This window comes from Bradyrhizobium sp. Ses1 (genome assembly GCF_059512365.1).
On sequence record NZ_JCAMOQ010000046.1, the window covers coordinates 25,230 to 40,489 of the forward strand.

Consider the following 15,260-nt stretch of genomic DNA (forward strand, 5'->3'; position numbering starts at 1 on the left):
TAATCATCTCAGTTCAAGGACGATTATTCGCAGCACACGTGCCAGCTCGCTTCATGAAATCAGCGCAGAAGATCACGCGATGAACGCCAACAACGCACGCTTCCCGATCTGGCAAATCCTCGCTGCCGTTGTGTCCGGCTTGCTGCTGCCCGCTCTGATCGGCGGCGCCATCGGCATCACGCGAGCTGACTTGGGCTTTGCCTCGTCTGATTTCGCATCTGCCGAGAGGCCTCGTGATAAAACCGATAACGCGCATCAGTTGAGGCTTGGCATCGCCTATGTGCCGCCGGCCAAGGCACCTGACATGCGCCTCTACATCGAGGAGGGATTCGAAACCGATCTCGCGAACGAGATCGGGGAACGGCTTGGTGCCGACGTGAAGCTCGTGCTCGTGCCGCCCGCGGACCGGCTCGCGGCGTTGAATGAAAATCGAGTGGACGCGGTGCTGGCGCGCGTCGCCGATGATGATCCGCTGCGCAAGGCGGCGGAGATATTGCCGACGGGATACGAGTCCGGCCTGAGCCCGGTCATGCGCTCGGACCGGCCGTTGCGGCAGTGGAGCGACTTCAGAGGCCGCGTGGTTTGCGTCACCCTCGCCAATGATCGCGGGCAGAAACTCGCCCAATCGCTCGGCGCCGAGATACGGACCTTGCGGGCACCGGCGGAAGCCTTGATGCTTGTGAGGACCGGCGAATGCGCAGCCACCTTTCACGACCGCGCGGTGCTTGATCCCTTGTTCACGAAGCGATCCTGGCAGAAATTCTCGGCGACCTTGCCTCCCGTCGATCCGACTTCACTCGTGATTGCCGTGGCAAAGCGTCGAACCGATCTCGCCGTGACGATCGGGCGCGCGCTGGCTGCGATAGGCAGCTCTGAGCAATGGCGGCGACGGCGAGAACGGTGGGCGGAGCTCGCCTCCTTCGAGGTCTACAGGGACCAGGCAGGTCCTGATTGCCATTGAGCCGCGCGATTCCTTCAAGTAAAGCGGCAAGCCTTTGTGGTGCGATTGGCGTAACCGCTCTGACGATGCTCGGCATGATCTTCGCGCATGCAACGTCGGCGACACCAGGGGATGAGCATCTGTCGACGCTGCGGCAGTCCTACGCACGCTCTGCAACCGAATGGCCTGCACCGTGGCTCGACGCTGACGTTGCCTTTGTTGAGCTCGGCAAGCTGAACCTGCCGTCGTCCCCATCCACCCAAGAGCAACGTCATATCGCGCTTGGCGCGCGTCTCTTCCACGACGCGACGCTCTCTGCCGGCAACGATCTCGCCTGTTCGACATGCCACAATGCGCAGCACGGCTGGAGCAGCGGGACCGCAACGGCGCCGGGGCATGCGCTTGCCCGCGGGCGGCGTAATCCTCCATCGCTCCAGAACGTCGCCTTGCGGCCGTATCTGGCCTGGGATGGTCGAGGATCGTCTCTGGCGGCCCAGTCGCTGTTGCCGCTCACGATATCTGAGGAGATGAGCAATCCGGATCTGGATTCCGTGCTGGCGCGCCTGCGCGCCGATCCCGACTATGCAGCCCGCTTCGCGGAGGTTTACGGCGCGGGACCGATTTCGGCAGACGCACTCGCGGATGCGCTCGTTGCCTTTCAAACCCATCTCGAGACCGAGACGCGCTTCGATCGCTTCGCAGACGGCGACCGGAACACGCTGACCGAACAGGAATTGTGGGGCCTGCACCTGTTCCGGACCAAGGCGCGATGCGCCAACTGCCACTTCGGCCCGCTATTGACGGACGATCGCTTCCACAATCTGAAGATCTCGTTCTTCGGCGAGAAGGCGCAGGATCTCGGCCGTTACCAGGTCACCCATCTCCCTGACGACGTCGGGCGTTTCCGCACACCGAGCCTGCGTCATGTCGGAGAGACTGCGCCCTATATGCACAACGGGCTTTTTCCGACACTTGAAGGCGCGATCAACCTCTACGATCGCGGTGGCGGTGAGGTATGGGCGCGAAACCGCAGCGAAGCGGAATATCCGCTTTATCCGTTCGCGGCGCAACTGTCGTCTCACATCCGGCCGCTCGGTCTTTCCGACGAAGAGAAAGCCGCCCTCGCCGCGTTCTTGCGAACGCTTTGAGCGGGAGTTGAAGTCGGGGCGCGGCCAATTCAGAAGCCTTATCTTTCAATGGCCGCATCAACGTGTGAATTATTCCAAGATAACCGCCAAATGGCGGCGATATATCCTATAGTATATCTATTACCTATTCTAATTCGAAGACATCAGATGCTAACAGCCAAGGGAAAATATGGCCTCAAGGCACTCGTCCATCTGGCGGCCCTGAAACCCGGCGAAACGATTCAGTCCATCGACATTGCGCAGACCAACAACATCTCCAAGAAATTCCTGGACACGATCCTGGGCGATCTCCGCAAAGCCGGCCTCGTGCATACGAAGAAGGGACCGGGCGGCGGCGGTTATATGCTGGCTCGGCCGCCGCACGCTATCAATATCGGGCAGGCGATCCGAGAGCTCGATGGTCCGCTAGCGCCCATCGCCTGCGCAAGCCGTACGGCCTACCAGCCATGCGAGGACTGCGAAGATCCTCGCAAATGCGTCGTACGCATCACAATGACACGGGTTCGCGATGCCATGTCGGATGTATTGGATCAGATGAGCCTGGCCGATTTGGCCACGACGAAGCGCAAGAAGCTGGTCTGACGCTGCCTATTGTCCGACCTTCCAGGCTGCATCGGTCACCTTCGCGGCCTTGGGAACTCAGCTGCAGCTTTGCGAAGGTATACGCTCTATTCTCCCGCGGCGCTCCCGGCCGGTCGCCGATCATCGTGGGCGCCGTAGAAATAGCCGGGCCGCATCCTGCCGCTCCGAGCGGCATCATTGCCGGACGAGCGCGGACCTGCAGCGCCGCCATCGGGAGGACCGATCGCGATGAGCTCAGCCGCTCCCCACGATGTCTGTTCGACCAGTTTGTAGCCCATCTCACGAAGCAGCTTTGCGGTGTCGGGTGAGATCGCATACGGCTCGTAGTCGAGTTCGTCAGGCAGGCCTTGAAGATGGATCCGCGGCGCATCGACTGCCTGCCGCGGCTCCATGCCGTGATCGATCATGTTGAGCGCGGCCTCAAGTGTAATGGTGATGATGCGCGGGCCGCCCGGGCTGCCGAGCACAGCAAAGACTTTGCCGTTCCGGGTGATCAGCCTCGGGGTCATCGATGACAGCGGGCGCTTGTTCGGCGCGATGAGATTCGCCTGGTCCTGCACCAGCCCGTACATGTTCGGCACGCCGCGCTTGATGGTGAAGTCATCCATCTCGTCATTCAGGACGAAACCAGTCCCCGGCGCCATCACCGCTGCGCCGAACAGACCGTTGAGCGTGTAGGTGACAGAAACAGCGTTGCCGGCGTGATCGATGACCGAGTAGTGCGTGGTATCGCCTTGTTCATGCGGCTCGAGTCCGGGCCGCGCCGCCTCCGAAGGCGTCGCCTTGTCGGGCAGAATCTTGGCTCGGATGGCTGCTGCGTAGTCCTTGGACAGTAGCCGATCAACAGGATTTCTAACGAAATCGGGATCGCCCAAATACGTATTGCGGTCGAGATAGGCATGACGCATGGCCTCGGCCATGACGTGGATCGAGGCGGCCGAGTGGAAGCCAAGCGCCGCCATGTCATAGCCCTCGAGGACATTCAGGATCTCGCACAGCGTCGTGCCGCCTGAGCTCGGCGGCGGCGCGGAGACGAAGACGTAGCCGCGATAGGTGCAGTACAGCGGCTCCGTCTCGGTGATCTTGTAATGAGCAAAATCATCGGCTTTAACGATTCCGCCGCCGGCCTTCGACGCAGCCTCGACCGCAGCCGGGATTCGGCCGGCGTAGAAGGCGTCCGGCCCGTCCTTGGCGATCGCTTCGAGCGTCACCGCCAGATCCGTCTGCACCAACCTGTCGCCCGGCTGGAGGTTGCTTCCGTCGCGGCGCAGAAAGATGCTTGCGACCGACGGATCGTTATGAAACCGACTTGCCGCATAATCCATGATGTCGGTGTCACCGCGGGTTAGCGCGAACCCATCGCGGGCAAGCCGGATCGCGGGCGCCATCACCTCGGCGCGCGACATCGTCCCATATTCGGTCAGGGCCGCATCCAGTCCCTTGACCGTTCCCGGGAGAGCAACCGCCTTGTAGCCAAATCGGCTGGCGCCCGGAATCGGATTGCCGCCGACGTCGAGATACATCTTTTCGCTCGCCGCTGCCGGCGCAGTTTCGCGAAAGTTGATGAACCGGTCGCGACCATCGGCCAAATGCATCACCATGAACCCGCCGCCACCAAGATTGCCGCAACACGGATTTACGACCGCTTCGGCGTTGCCTACGGCGACAGCCGCATCGATGGCGTTGCCGCCAGCCTTCAGAATCTCCAGGCCTGCCTCAGAGGCGAGGTGTTGCGAACTCACAACCATCCCGTTCTGCGCCTCGAGCGCCAACGGTGTTGCCGCATGCGCCCCGCCCACCACCATAGCCAGGAGCAGAGCCATCCATTGTATGTTGATCATCATATCATTCCGGTACGCGCGGCCCTGCCTCGGGCGCACGCTCCTCCGCATGAGCAGACGCCGCGATCGCGCGCTTCGCAACACCCTAAATGATTACGTTTGTCACGATCCAACATTCTCGCCAGGAGTTGAATGGGCAGCGTTGGGCCGTCGCCCCTCGCCGGGGAGTATATGAACTATCGCAAGCCCGCTGGAATGCTTTGGCCAAAGCTTGGAGCGGCGAAGCAGCAACCGTGATAGCCACCTCGCCCACATGATGTGCTGGATCAAGAGATGGGCGAGCGAGCGAAACTCAGTTCCGCTTTTGGATCAGATGCTGACGTTAAGTGCCACCGCCACCCGCCCTACTTCGATCGAAGAGGAAAAAAGCCCGCAGAACGCGGGGCTTACTCTTGGGGCTTGCGCCCGAGCCGGCTATCGCTGCGACTACATCGGCGTCACGGAGACATCGAGATGCCTCCTCCATCGCGGGATATAGCGAAGACTGTTGCTGCCGGTTCAGGGCTTTAGGGACATCACTTCCAACCGGAGCCATTCAGCCGCGGCTTGCACGCGTGGGTTCTTCGCGCGATCTTCACTTGTCACCAGATGATAAGTGAACCCGTCCACCTTAGGGCCGAACGGCTGTACGAGGTGGCCGGCGGCGAGTTCGTCGGCCACGAGGGCCAGACTGAGCAGCGCGATCCCCTGGCCCGCGACAGCCGCCTGGATGGCATAACCTTCGTCCGAAAATCGGAGCTGTCCGAGGTTCGAGGGGCACGACAACCCGGCCTTTGCAAACCAGTTCTCTCAGGTCGGATTGAACGGGTGCTTTCTTGTCCATTCAAAGTGGATCAGGGGACGACGGTTCAAGTCCGCGAGATCGCGCACGCCGAGATTCGGATTAACGAGCGGTGCGAACTCGTCCGCAAACATCGGCTCTGAAATGAGGCCTGGATACGGCCCTGTGCCGTAGCGGATTGCGATGTCGACGGAGCTGGCTACGAAGTCGACGGCCTCGTCCGACGCATGGAGTTGCAGGTCGACGCCGGGATGCAGCTTTCGGAAACCGGCAACTTTCAGGACGAGCCATTTCACCGTGAAGGCGTTGGTCGCCGAAATCGTCACTTGCGCGGGCCTCTTTGACTGCGAGAGTCGTTCAAGCACGGCCTCGAACGCTTCGAACCGTTCCCGCAGCACAGGATAGAGCTGCGCGCCGGCCTCGCTAAGGCTCACCCTGCGAACCTTCCGCTCAAACAGGGTGAGGCCAGTGCGGACAAGCATCGTGCCGGAATAGTGCCTGTCGCAAGCTGAGGTGCACGTACGCACTGGATCTACTCGACGGCCGACGACTGTTGTTGCGCGTCATGAACGTCCATTGCCATGCGGCATCGCGCATCGGGACTCGCGGATCTTGATGCGGCCTCTCTATCTCGTCGTGCGCGTCAGAAGAAACTAGTGCGACAACAGTACGGGAATTTCGATCCTCCCGTTGAAGATATCTCGCGTTGCGCTGCCGAGCATCAGCTCGCGCTCGAATCCATGTGCGAACGCGCCCATCACCAGCAGATCCGCGTCTGCTTGCTGCGCATAGGCCAGAAGGGTCGCGCCGACGTTCAGGGTCTCACGCTGGATCGTGCTGAATTTGGCATCAACCTGCCACCGCGCCAGATAGCGGCAGAGTGCGTGTCCGGAATGAGGTGTCGGAAACAGCTTGTCGTCCATGACCGATACGACGAGCACCTCACGCGCCTGAGCGAGAAGGGGCAAGGCGTCGTGCACTGCACGAACTGCCGAGCGTGTTCCGTCCCATGCAACGACAATCCGGTCTTTTGCGACTACAGGAGTGTTTGGTGGCACGAAGACAATTGGACGACCACTCGCAAACAGGGCGGCCTCGACCAGTTCTTTGCGCGGCGCATCAAGTGGTCCGCGCACATCGATCACCAGGACGTCGTGCACCTGGGTGCAATGGATCATTCGTTCGCGAAGCGAGACGGACTGGTTTTCGGCCTGCAGAATGTCACACGATACGTTTGCAGCCGTCGCAGCGGACTGAACAAGCTCCGCCGTTCGTGCCACCCGTTCACTTGACGTTGCTGACCTGGCGGCAGGACTCCCGACTTGCCGAATGTCCGGTTCAGGCAGCGAGTCGCGGAGGTCGGTCTCCACATCTGCAATCAATGCAGATAGATGCGCCCCATACATGCGAGCCAGGGCGATCGCATAATGCGCGCCGCGCGAGAGGTCATCTCTGCGCGACGGAGACAGGAAAACGAGTACGTCCTTCATGTTTCACCACCAGCCTGTCAAAGGCGATCCGGCGAATAGTCCTTACAACCCAGCAGTGTACGAGGTGGCACACAACATCAGATTGCCGCCTGCGACACGCGGTCGAAGAAGTACAGCCGGTCAGGATTCAGTGCGAGGCGAAGACGGTCGTGGACTTTCGCTTTGACGGTCGGTTCGACTGCGGCCACCATCGTGTTGGGACCGACCCTGACGTCGAGGAGAATCTGGGAGCCGAGCTTCTCGATGACCTCGACCACGGCATCGAAGCTGAGATCCGCCTCCTCGCTGCCGGATGCGACGCGCAGATCCTCCGGCCGGATGCCGAGCGTGACATTCTCTCCGACATGCGGCCGGAGCCGGCCTGCGATGTCGGCCGGCAGCTTGATGCGGATGCCTTCATGGCGGGCCCAGAGGGCACCCTCGGTATCAGCCATTTCCACCGTCGCGAAGTTCATGGCTGGCGAGCCGATGAAGCCTGCGACGAAACGGTTGGCGGGCTCGTTGTAGAGTTCCAGCGGTTCGCCCACCTGCTGAACGAGACCATCCTTCATGACGACCACGCGATCGCCGAGCGTCATCGCTTCGACCTGGTCGTGGGTGACGTAGATCGCGGTGGTGCCGAGGCGGACGTGGATCTTTTTGATCTCCACCCGCATCTGGATGCGCAGCTTGGCGTCGAGGTTCGACAGCGGCTCGTCGAACAGGAACACCTGCGGATGCCGAACGATGGCGCGGCCCAAGGCGACGCGCTGCCGCTGGCCGCCGGAGAGCTGCCGCGGCTTGCGTTGCAACTGTTCCTCTATGCCGAGGATTTCGGCTGCGGCCTTCACTCGGTTAGATATCTCGGTGCGATCGAACCCGCGCATCTTCAGGCCGAACGCCATGTTGTCGTAGACGCTCATGTGCGGATAAAGGGCGTAGTTCTGGAACACCATGGCGATGTCGCGGTCCATCGGCGGCAGCTCGTTGACAATGCGGTCACCGATCATGATCTCGCCCGAAGTGATCGATTCGAGCCCGGCCACCATGCGGAGCGTCGTGGTTTTGCCGCAGCCCGAGGGACCGACGAGCACCACGAATTCCTTGTCGTGGATATCAAGATTGACATCCTTGACGGCATGGACTCCGTCAAACCTCTTGTTCAAGCTCCGTATGATGACCCGAGACATGGCTCACCCTTTGCCTCACCCTTTGACGGACCCGGTGATGCCGGCGACGTAGTACTCGACGAAGAAGGAATAGATCAGCGCCACCGGCACCGAACCGAGCAGGGCGCCGGCCATCAGCGAGCCCCAGTAGAATACGTCGCCGCGGACCAGCTCCGAGGTGATGCCGACGGAGACCGTCTTCTGCTCCGGCGAGGACAGGAAGACGAGGGCATAGATGAACTCGTTCCACGACAGCGTGAAGGCGAAGATACCGGCCGAGAGGATGCCGGGCACAGCGACCGGAAAGACGATGTAGACCATCGCCTGCCAGCGGGTCGCGCCGTCGATGCGCGCACATTCCTCGAGCTCGCGCGGGATCGCCTTGAAGTAGCCCATCAGCAGCCAGGTGCAGAACGGGATGAGGAAGGTGGGGTATGTGAGAACGAGCGCCCATGGCGTATCGCCGAGGCGGAAGTTGCGGATGATATCGGCGAGCGGAATGAACAGCAGCGTCTGCGGCACCAGATAGGTGACGAAGATTCCAGTGCCGAGGCTGCCGGCGAACGGAAATTTGAGCCGGGAGAGCGCGTAGCCGGCGAGGAGCCCGCAGAACAGCGAGATCAATGTGGCAAGCACCGAGATGAAGAAGGTGTTCAGCATCCACCTGTTGAAGAGCGTCTCGTTGAGGAGATACCGGATATGGTCAAGGGTCGGATTGAGCGTCCAGAACGGCGTGTAGTTCGGCGCCATCCAGGGACGATAGAGCTCGGCGTCCGGCCGCACCGTCGTCACCATCATCCAATAGAACGGGAACAGCAGCCCGATCACGAACAGCGCGAGCGGGAGATTGAAGAAGACCCAACGACGCCAGCGCGCGCCCTCTATCATCAGAGTGTCTCCACGCGTCGGATGTAGAGGAGCTGCACGACGACGACGACGAGCAACACCGGGAACATGGCGAGCGATATCGCCGCGCCCTCGCCCAACAGACCCGTGCCGACGCCGATCTGATAGGCGTAGGTGGCGAAGAGCTGCGTGGCGTTGGCCGGTCCGCCGCCGGTCAGGATGTAGACGAGCTGGAAATCGGCGAATGTCTGGATTACCGAGAACAGCACCACAACCATGGTGACGGGCAGCAGCAAGGGCCAGGTGATGTAGCGGAAGCGCTGCCAGGGCCGCGCTCCGTCAATCGCGGCCGCCTCGGCGAGCTCCGGACTGATGGTCTGCAATCCGGCGAGCAGGCTGATTGCGTAAAACGGCACGCCGCGCCAGACATTGACGATCATCACCGAGATCAGGGCAAGTTGGGGGTCGCCGAGCCAATTGATGCGGGTGCGGATGATGCCGAGGTGAAAGAGCGTCCAGTTGATGACGCTGAAAGTCGGATCGAACATCCACTTCCACGCGAAGGTCGAGAGCACGGTCGGGATGATGAAGGGCAACAGGATGAAGGCCCGGGTCAGGGCCTTTGCCCGAAAGTGGCGGTTGAGCAGCAGAGCAAGCCACAAGCCGAGCGCCAGCTTGAAGACGGTCGTCACCGCCGTGTAGAGGATGGTGTTCCAGACCGCGATGCGGAAGATGCTGTCGTTCATCAGCACCGCAAAATTCTGCAGTCCGACGAAATTTCCGGGCACGCCGACCTTGGCGTCGGTCACCGCCAGCAGCACGCCCTTGACGAAGGGATAGGCGATAAAGAGGCCGAGCAATACCGCGGTCGGCAGCAGCAGAAAGAACGCGAACCAGCGCTCGTTCTCAAGAACTCGCGTAACCGGCCCGCGGCGCGGCGCGGCCACATAGGGTTTGGCGGCGGCGACATAGTCGACGGCCATCGCGCGATTCTCCGAGCGGATGCCGGAGCGCTGCGGCCGCGGGCCGCAGCACCGAGGCGAGATCAAAACCTAGCGCGCCGAGGAAGCGGCTTCAAGCGGCATAAATCCTTGCGACCTCGTCGTGCGCCCATTTCACCGCGTCTTGCGCCGGCATGCCCTGTATCGCCTTTGCCGTCATGTCGACGATGATGTACTTGCTGAGCACTTCGGCTGCGCGACGATCGGCTGGTCCGGCGTAGCCGGGGAAACGTCCAGCTCGCGCCGCGGTGCGGAATGGCAGCATCACAGGGTCGTTGTCCCAGAGCTTGTCCTGCTCCCAAACCGTGGTGGCCCCGACGGAATAGCCCTGCTGCGAGTCGAACCACGCCTGATAGACCGGCTTGGAGGTGATCCAGCGCAGGAACTCCTTGCCGGGCTTTGGGTCCTTCACATACTTCATCAGCATGTTGGACATCGGCAGGTGATAGCCGAACTGGCCGGCGGCGCCCTTGGGCAGCGGCGAGTGCAGGATGTCCTGCCAGAGCGGGGTGCCGGTTTCAGTCAGATAGACCTGGGGCTTGCGCTTGGCCTCGAGATAGATCGAGGCGCCGTTCAACGTGGAGCTGATCGTGCCTGCGAGGAAGGCGCGGTTGTTGCTGGTGTCGTCCCAGGCGAGCCCACCCTCGTCATAGGCGTCGTTCCAGAAGCCGACCGCGAAGTTGACGGCATCGACCGTCGCCTTGGAGTTCAGCGTCACCGTCTTGCCGTCCGCTTCGACCTCCTTGCCGCCCCATGACCAAAGATACGGATAGGCATAGGTCGGCGGGTCGCCGAAGCTGTGGCCGACCGTCTGCCCCAGCGGCCGGCCCTTCGCCTTCAGCTTCTTGCCAGCCTCGCGATATTCCTCCCAGGTTTGCGGGAACTTCGGCGCCTCGTACCCGATCTCCGCGAACCAGGACTTGCGGTACGCCAGTTGCGCGCCGAGCACGCACCAGGGGACCGCGATCCATTTCTTGCCGTCATTGGCGACGACGCGTGATTCCTCGTAGAAACCGCCCTGCGCCTGGCCGATCTCCTCCGCCACATCGCTGACGTCGACGACGCTCTCGGGATAGAGCTGCGCCCAGTTGTTCAGCGCGCAGATCACGTCGGGACCGGTGCCGGACTGAATCGCGGAGGTGGTGCGTGCCTGGATATCGTTGCCGTTGATCATCTCGATGTTGAGCTTGATGCCGAGCGCCTTGGCGCATTCGGGAACGATCACCTTGCGGAGCACCTCGTCCGAGGCAGGAACGAAATCGTTCCAGCGCAGCCAGTGAATCGTCGTTGCCTGTGCGAAGGCTGGTGCCTGCTTCAGGGCAAGGATTGACGCCAGTCCCCCAGCCCTCGCCGCCACTGCACCACCGCCGGAAAGCTTCAGAAGCTTACGCCGACTTATGCGAGCCATGATCTGTCCTCCCTGTTATCTCGTTAAGTTGAATTCTCCTCTTTGCATGCAGACGTCACCCAAGAGACGTTACCGAAAATACTTGGGCGTAAAGAATACTTGGGCGCGAAGAACTGGAGATATTAGCACGCCTGCGCAATTTCGATATCGGCGAGGTGGGCGGAAGCTCGCCCGAACCGGCATTAAGCCGGGATGGCGGCGGCTCTGCCGCGCAGTCTTCCGCACTGCACCGTTCCGGCAATCCATGCGTCAGCGCAGCGCAGCTTGCTTTGCCGACATGAAAAAACGCCCTGTGCTATAATGGTCGGGTCCGCAATCATGTGGAGCGGTGCCATGCGCGCACTCGAGGTGTTCGCGATCTACGTCGCGCCCTTCGTCGTGATCGGAATCGTCGCCAAGGTCCTGATGAAGCGAAGCAGCGTCGATCTCACCGACGTCCAGGCGCAGGCGGGAGCAAATCGCAGACCGCGCAGAGTTTTCCTGTTGGGAGGCTGGCGCAACGAAAATTGAAGTTGCCTGTTCCGTCTTCTTCAAGGGCCGCAGCGCAAAAAATTGCGATGGCGCCAGGAGCCGGCCGCGTGTATAAGCCGGTAGCTTCTTCCGTAGCATGAAGAGGCTGATATGAACGACTTGCATGCATGGCTCTCGCAACAACACCATGGCTTGCGAACCTTCCGAAACTTCCAGCAAAAACTTGACGCCTTGGTGAAGGACGAGCCCGGGCAGCAGGCCTTGTGCCGGCTGCTGAGCGATCTCGTTGGTGGCTATATCGAAACCTTCGATGAAGAGCCTCTGCCCGTTGATATCGCGGACCATGCCTATCAGCGTCTGCTTGAGCTGGTTGGAAGCCTCGACCTTGAGGCAAATGCCGATCGGCGCCTGGCCGACATCAATCGCGTCGCGGCGTACGACTTGCTGCATTAATCGCAGATCGCTCGACTGCCAGACTATAGCATTTTCGGTTCTGATGGATCAGAACCGAAGCTCTAGATTCTTGTTTTGACGCGTTTTCTTCACGCGATCCGGTGTCCACTTCGCTCGAAAACGCTCTAGTCCTCGTCGCCGAACAGCCTGATCCTCGGCGTCCCGACGCTTACCGGTTCGGCCTCCAAGACGCGTGACCGCTCGGTATCTTCCCTGACGCTGCGCTCGACGTCGCGCAGTTCGTCATCGCGCGGCTCGCGGACGCGGCGACGCTCAGCCCATTGCTGTCGGCGCTCCGCCTTGCGCCGCTGCTCGACACGGCGGGCGTCACGCTTGGATTCGGCGTCGCGTGCTCTTGCCAGCGCGTCGCCGGAAGAAGCCGACGAAGTGCGCGCGGCGGTTTGCGCCGACGGCTGTGCGTTGGCTGCAGGCTGCGCAGATGCATTGGGACCGCGCTCCGGCTCGCTCGACGCCGCGTTGGTTGGAGTGGTGTTGGTTTGCTGCGCCGGCTCGGCCTGCTGCGGCGCCGCTTGCGGCGCGGGATCGACGACGACCGGATTGGTCGCGGCGGCCCGGGTCGCTGCGAGATAGGGTACCGGCTCAGCCGGTGCATTCGATGCCGCGACAGGCTCCGCCGCGCGCCGTTCGAGCTTTGTCAGCTCGGCGCCTGCCTTTGGCTGATGCGGGCTTAGGATGTTCGAGATCACCATGCCGCCACCGAGGCCAACGGCGATCGCGATGACCACAGTTCCCACCCCCGCAAAAAATGCGGTCATTGTGCGCATGACGGGCTCCCTCTCCTACGCCGCGAGCAACGTGCGAGCGGAAGCGATGTTCCTGCGGAACCCGCGCGACGAAAAACCTGTGCGACCAAGCGCAACGTCGCGGATGAAGGAGATTGCAGAAGGCGCGAGGGCGAAGTGGCGCGCTCAGATCATCGCGGCGACTTTTTCCAGGCCGATGACGCGGGCGAGCGAGCGGACTTCGTTCTTCTGGTCTTCGCGGAGCTGGAACAGGAGCGGCATTGCCGCCGATTTCAATTGCTGCACTTCGTCGGAGTCCGGATCGATCGGCACGCCGGTCGCGTTCGGATCGGCTTGGCGCTTCTGGTGGATCTTGCGGGCGACGGCGCGGAGCGCGGTCTCGACCGCCGGCCAGTAATATTCCTGCGACGAGGTCAGCTTCAGCCGATCCTTGATGCCGGCGATCTGCGCATCGCTGAGCAGCGCGTAGTTCTTCTGCGGCGCGGGCTTGGCGGCAGCCTTCGGCTTGGCGGGGGCCGCTGGCGTAGCCGGCTGGGCGGTTGCCGGCTGGTTCGCGGGGGGCTCGGTCAATTTCGGCAGTCCCACATCGGCCGGCTCGGCCGAGGCATAGGCCTGGCGCAGCGAGGCCGTGAGATCCGGGATGGCAGCCTGGGCCTGGGCCTGAAGCTGCGCCTGTGCCGGGGTCTGCGGCTGCGGCTCATAGGCGGCGAGCGCGTAGGCCACCACCGCCAGACGATCCTTCTTGCTCTCCTTGTTGGAGACGGGATGAACGGGCGCGGCGTCCTCCGCGACACTGCGCGGCATCGGCACGCTGTCACGGCTCAAAATGCTGGTGGCGGCGGCGCCGACCACGAGGAAGCAGGTCAGCGCGATGATGGTCATGGCCCTGGTCAACGACGTCTCCATCCCGGCCGGATTACCCTTTGAAATTGAACGCCAATTGCGGCGTTAGCATGCCCTCGGAACCGCCAAGGCGGGAAAAGGCCGAAAAAATCGTATCCAAGCAAGCGAAAATCAGGCCGCGACGGCCAGTTCATAGGCTTCCTGGATGTCGGCGACGATGTCATGGGCCTCGAACAGCGCGGACCCTGAGACCGAATGCAGGCTGATGGTCCAGTTGGTCCGGCGGGTTCGGGGCATCCTGACGACGTCGAATTCGACGTTTCGGCAGAGCGGATGGCGCTGCAAGGCGTGGCGGACACGGGTCCGAAGCTCATCAAGGGTCGCGGGGGTTTTGGTGAGAGAGGCCTCAAGAAGCACGTCGCATCCCCTTTGGTCTTGCGCCAGCCCGGCCGTGGCGGCGGGCTGTCCTGCGCAGCTATTGTTGGGGCGAACGTGGTTAAGGCCGGGTTAAATGGTGAACACAGGGTTGCGAGCCGGACGGCAGGATGGGTACCAGCTAGGAGAGCTCGATACGGCGCGCCGCTGCACGATATTCCTCAACCGTCCGCGCCACCAGTTCATCCACCGCGAGCACATCAGTCACGCCGGAGACCGAATGGCCGGCGCTCCAGATGTCGCGCCAGCGCTTGGGGCGGCTTTCGCGGGCGCCGATGTCGATATCCTTGCCGATGTCGATGGCCCCGCGCTGCGGCAGGTTGTCCGGGTCGAGGCCGGCGGCTTCGATCGAGGACCGCAGCATGTTGGTCTGCAAGCCGGTGAAGGCGGTGGTGAGCAGGATGTCGTCAGCGCCGCTTGCGACCAGCATCTGCTTGTAGCGCTCGTCCGCCATGCTCTCGCGCGTGGCGATGAATTTTGTACCCATATAAGCGAGGTCGCAGCCGAGCGCTTCGGCGGCGCGGAGGGCGTGGCCATCTGAGATGCCGCCGGCGAGCACGATCGGACCATCGAAGAAGGCGCGGACCGCGCGCACGAACACGAACGGATTGAGCCAGCCGGTCTGCCCGCCCGCGCCCGCGGTGAGCAGCACCAATCCGTCAGCACCGGCCTCGACCGCGCGCTCGGCATGGCGGATCGATGCGACGTCGGCGAACACCAGCGCGCCTGTATCATGCAGCGGTGCCAGTACAGGCGTGGGCGAGCCGACCGAGGTGATGACCATCTCCGGCTTGTGACGCAGCAGCACCTCAAGATCCTGCGGCAGCCGCGCGTTGGAGCGATGCACGATCAGGTTCGGACAGATCGGCGCGGCCGTCTTCCCGCTCGCGTCGGAATGACGCTGCAATCGATCTTCGATCTCGGCGAGCCACTGATCGAGCTGTTCCGTCTCGCGGCAATTCACCGTGGGGAACGAACCGATCACGCCATTGCGGCAGGCGGCGACCACCAGCTCGACGCCGGAGACCAGAAACATCGGCGCCGCAATCAGCGGCAGCGCGAGGCGTTCGCGAATACGCGAGCGAAAGCTGTCCGACGGCAAGGCGTTC

General features: G+C 62.3%; 15 protein-coding genes and 1 pseudogene. 5 read left to right on the forward strand and 11 right to left on the reverse strand.

The window, feature by feature from the left end:
- Window positions 1-79: 79 nt before the first annotated feature.
- From AC5ZG5_RS35005 to AC5ZG5_RS35015, 3 genes are all read left to right on the forward strand, one after another.
- Window positions 80-961 (forward strand): transporter substrate-binding domain-containing protein, encoded by an 882-nt coding sequence (locus AC5ZG5_RS35005; protein WP_456643589.1) that lies wholly within the window; start codon window positions 80-82, stop codon window positions 959-961.
- A 74-nt stretch (window positions 962-1,035) separates the two neighbouring features.
- Window positions 1,036-2,088: a cytochrome-c peroxidase gene (locus AC5ZG5_RS35010; protein ID WP_456643590.1), complete on the forward strand. Its 1,053-nt coding sequence runs from the start codon at window positions 1,036-1,038 to the stop codon at window positions 2,086-2,088.
- 147 nt (window positions 2,089-2,235) lie between these two features.
- Window positions 2,236-2,670 (forward strand): RrF2 family transcriptional regulator, encoded by a 435-nt coding sequence (locus AC5ZG5_RS35015; RefSeq protein ID WP_456643619.1) that lies wholly within the window; start codon window positions 2,236-2,238, stop codon window positions 2,668-2,670.
- Window positions 2,671-2,756: 86 nt separating this feature from the next.
- Here AC5ZG5_RS35015 and ggt read toward each other — a convergent pair whose 3' ends face one another.
- The 7 genes and pseudogenes from ggt to AC5ZG5_RS35050 all read right to left on the reverse strand — a co-directional run bounded on the left by ggt (window position 2,757) and on the right by AC5ZG5_RS35050 (window position 11,185).
- Entirely contained in the window at window positions 2,757-4,511 is a 1,755-nt protein-coding gene (gene ggt / locus AC5ZG5_RS35020; RefSeq protein WP_456643591.1) for a gamma-glutamyltransferase, read from the reverse strand.
- A 498-nt stretch (window positions 4,512-5,009) separates the two neighbouring features.
- Window positions 5,010-5,774 (reverse strand): annotated as a pseudogene (locus AC5ZG5_RS35025) (LysR substrate-binding domain-containing protein).
- A 171-nt stretch (window positions 5,775-5,945) separates the two neighbouring features.
- Window positions 5,946-6,782, reverse strand: a complete 837-nt coding sequence (locus AC5ZG5_RS35030; protein ID WP_456643592.1) for a universal stress protein — start codon at window positions 6,780-6,782, stop codon at window positions 5,946-5,948.
- Window positions 6,783-6,859: 77 nt separating this feature from the next.
- Entirely contained in the window at window positions 6,860-7,951 is a 1,092-nt protein-coding gene (locus AC5ZG5_RS35035; protein ID WP_456643593.1) for an ABC transporter ATP-binding protein, read from the reverse strand.
- Window positions 7,952-7,966: 15 nt separating this feature from the next.
- Window positions 7,967-8,818: a carbohydrate ABC transporter permease gene (locus AC5ZG5_RS35040; protein WP_456643594.1), complete on the reverse strand. Its 852-nt coding sequence runs from the start codon at window positions 8,816-8,818 to the stop codon at window positions 7,967-7,969.
- Window positions 8,818-9,759 carry a carbohydrate ABC transporter permease gene (locus tag AC5ZG5_RS35045; RefSeq protein ID WP_028168693.1) on the reverse strand — a complete coding sequence of 314 codons (942 nt, stop codon included), beginning with the start codon at window positions 9,757-9,759 and terminating at the stop codon, window positions 8,818-8,820. Before AC5ZG5_RS35045 ends, AC5ZG5_RS35040 begins: the two co-directional genes overlap by 1 nt.
- Before the next feature lie 91 nt (window positions 9,760-9,850).
- Window positions 9,851-11,185, reverse strand: a complete 1,335-nt coding sequence (locus AC5ZG5_RS35050) for an ABC transporter substrate-binding protein (RefSeq protein ID WP_456643595.1) — start codon at window positions 11,183-11,185, stop codon at window positions 9,851-9,853.
- A gap of 333 nt (window positions 11,186-11,518) precedes the next feature.
- On the opposite strand from AC5ZG5_RS35050, the gene AC5ZG5_RS35055 reads away from it, so the two are divergent.
- Window positions 11,519-11,695, forward strand: coding sequence for a hypothetical protein (locus tag AC5ZG5_RS35055; RefSeq protein ID WP_165435585.1), 177 nt, complete (start codon window positions 11,519-11,521; stop codon window positions 11,693-11,695).
- A gap of 111 nt (window positions 11,696-11,806) precedes the next feature.
- Window positions 11,807-12,109, forward strand: coding sequence for a hypothetical protein (locus tag AC5ZG5_RS35060; protein WP_028168691.1), 303 nt, complete (start codon window positions 11,807-11,809; stop codon window positions 12,107-12,109).
- Between the two features lie 125 nt (window positions 12,110-12,234).
- On the opposite strand, the gene AC5ZG5_RS35065 is transcribed toward AC5ZG5_RS35060, so the two are convergent.
- From AC5ZG5_RS35065 to AC5ZG5_RS35080, 4 genes are all read right to left on the reverse strand, one after another.
- Window positions 12,235-12,894, reverse strand: a complete 660-nt coding sequence (locus tag AC5ZG5_RS35065; protein ID WP_456643596.1) for a hypothetical protein — start codon at window positions 12,892-12,894, stop codon at window positions 12,235-12,237.
- Window positions 12,895-13,038: 144 nt separating this feature from the next.
- A complete protein-coding gene (locus tag AC5ZG5_RS35070; protein ID WP_456643597.1) occupies window positions 13,039-13,767 on the reverse strand; it encodes a hypothetical protein in 729 nt (242 codons plus the stop codon).
- A 120-nt stretch (window positions 13,768-13,887) separates the two neighbouring features.
- Window positions 13,888-14,133 (reverse strand): hypothetical protein, encoded by a 246-nt coding sequence (locus AC5ZG5_RS35075; RefSeq protein WP_028168688.1) that lies wholly within the window; start codon window positions 14,131-14,133, stop codon window positions 13,888-13,890.
- Window positions 14,134-14,272: 139 nt separating this feature from the next.
- Entirely contained in the window at window positions 14,273-15,253 is a 981-nt protein-coding gene (locus tag AC5ZG5_RS35080; protein WP_456643598.1) for an NAD(P)H-dependent flavin oxidoreductase, read from the reverse strand.
- Window positions 15,254-15,260 lie beyond the last annotated feature (7 nt).

Coding starts and splice junctions, on each gene's coding strand:
- AC5ZG5_RS35005 (WP_456643589.1), top strand. CDS start 80: ATGAACGCCAACAACGCACGCTTCCCGATCTGGCAAATCCTCGCTGCC.
- AC5ZG5_RS35010 (WP_456643590.1), top strand. CDS start 1,036: ATGATCTTCGCGCATGCAACGTCGGCGACACCAGGGGATGAGCATCTG.
- AC5ZG5_RS35015 (WP_456643619.1), top strand. CDS start 2,236: ATGCTAACAGCCAAGGGAAAATATGGCCTCAAGGCACTCGTCCATCTG.
- ggt (WP_456643591.1), bottom strand. CDS start 4,511: ATGATCAACATACAATGGATGGCTCTGCTCCTGGCTATGGTGGTGGGC.
- AC5ZG5_RS35030 (WP_456643592.1), bottom strand. CDS start 6,782: ATGAAGGACGTACTCGTTTTCCTGTCTCCGTCGCGCAGAGATGACCTC.
- AC5ZG5_RS35035 (WP_456643593.1), bottom strand. CDS start 7,951: ATGTCTCGGGTCATCATACGGAGCTTGAACAAGAGGTTTGACGGAGTC.
- AC5ZG5_RS35040 (WP_456643594.1), bottom strand. CDS start 8,818: ATGATAGAGGGCGCGCGCTGGCGTCGTTGGGTCTTCTTCAATCTCCCG.
- AC5ZG5_RS35045 (WP_028168693.1), bottom strand. CDS start 9,759: ATGGCCGTCGACTATGTCGCCGCCGCCAAACCCTATGTGGCCGCGCCG.
- AC5ZG5_RS35050 (WP_456643595.1), bottom strand. CDS start 11,185: ATGGCTCGCATAAGTCGGCGTAAGCTTCTGAAGCTTTCCGGCGGTGGT.
- AC5ZG5_RS35055 (WP_165435585.1), top strand. CDS start 11,519: ATGCGCGCACTCGAGGTGTTCGCGATCTACGTCGCGCCCTTCGTCGTG.
- AC5ZG5_RS35060 (WP_028168691.1), top strand. CDS start 11,807: ATGAACGACTTGCATGCATGGCTCTCGCAACAACACCATGGCTTGCGA.
- AC5ZG5_RS35065 (WP_456643596.1), bottom strand. CDS start 12,894: ATGCGCACAATGACCGCATTTTTTGCGGGGGTGGGAACTGTGGTCATC.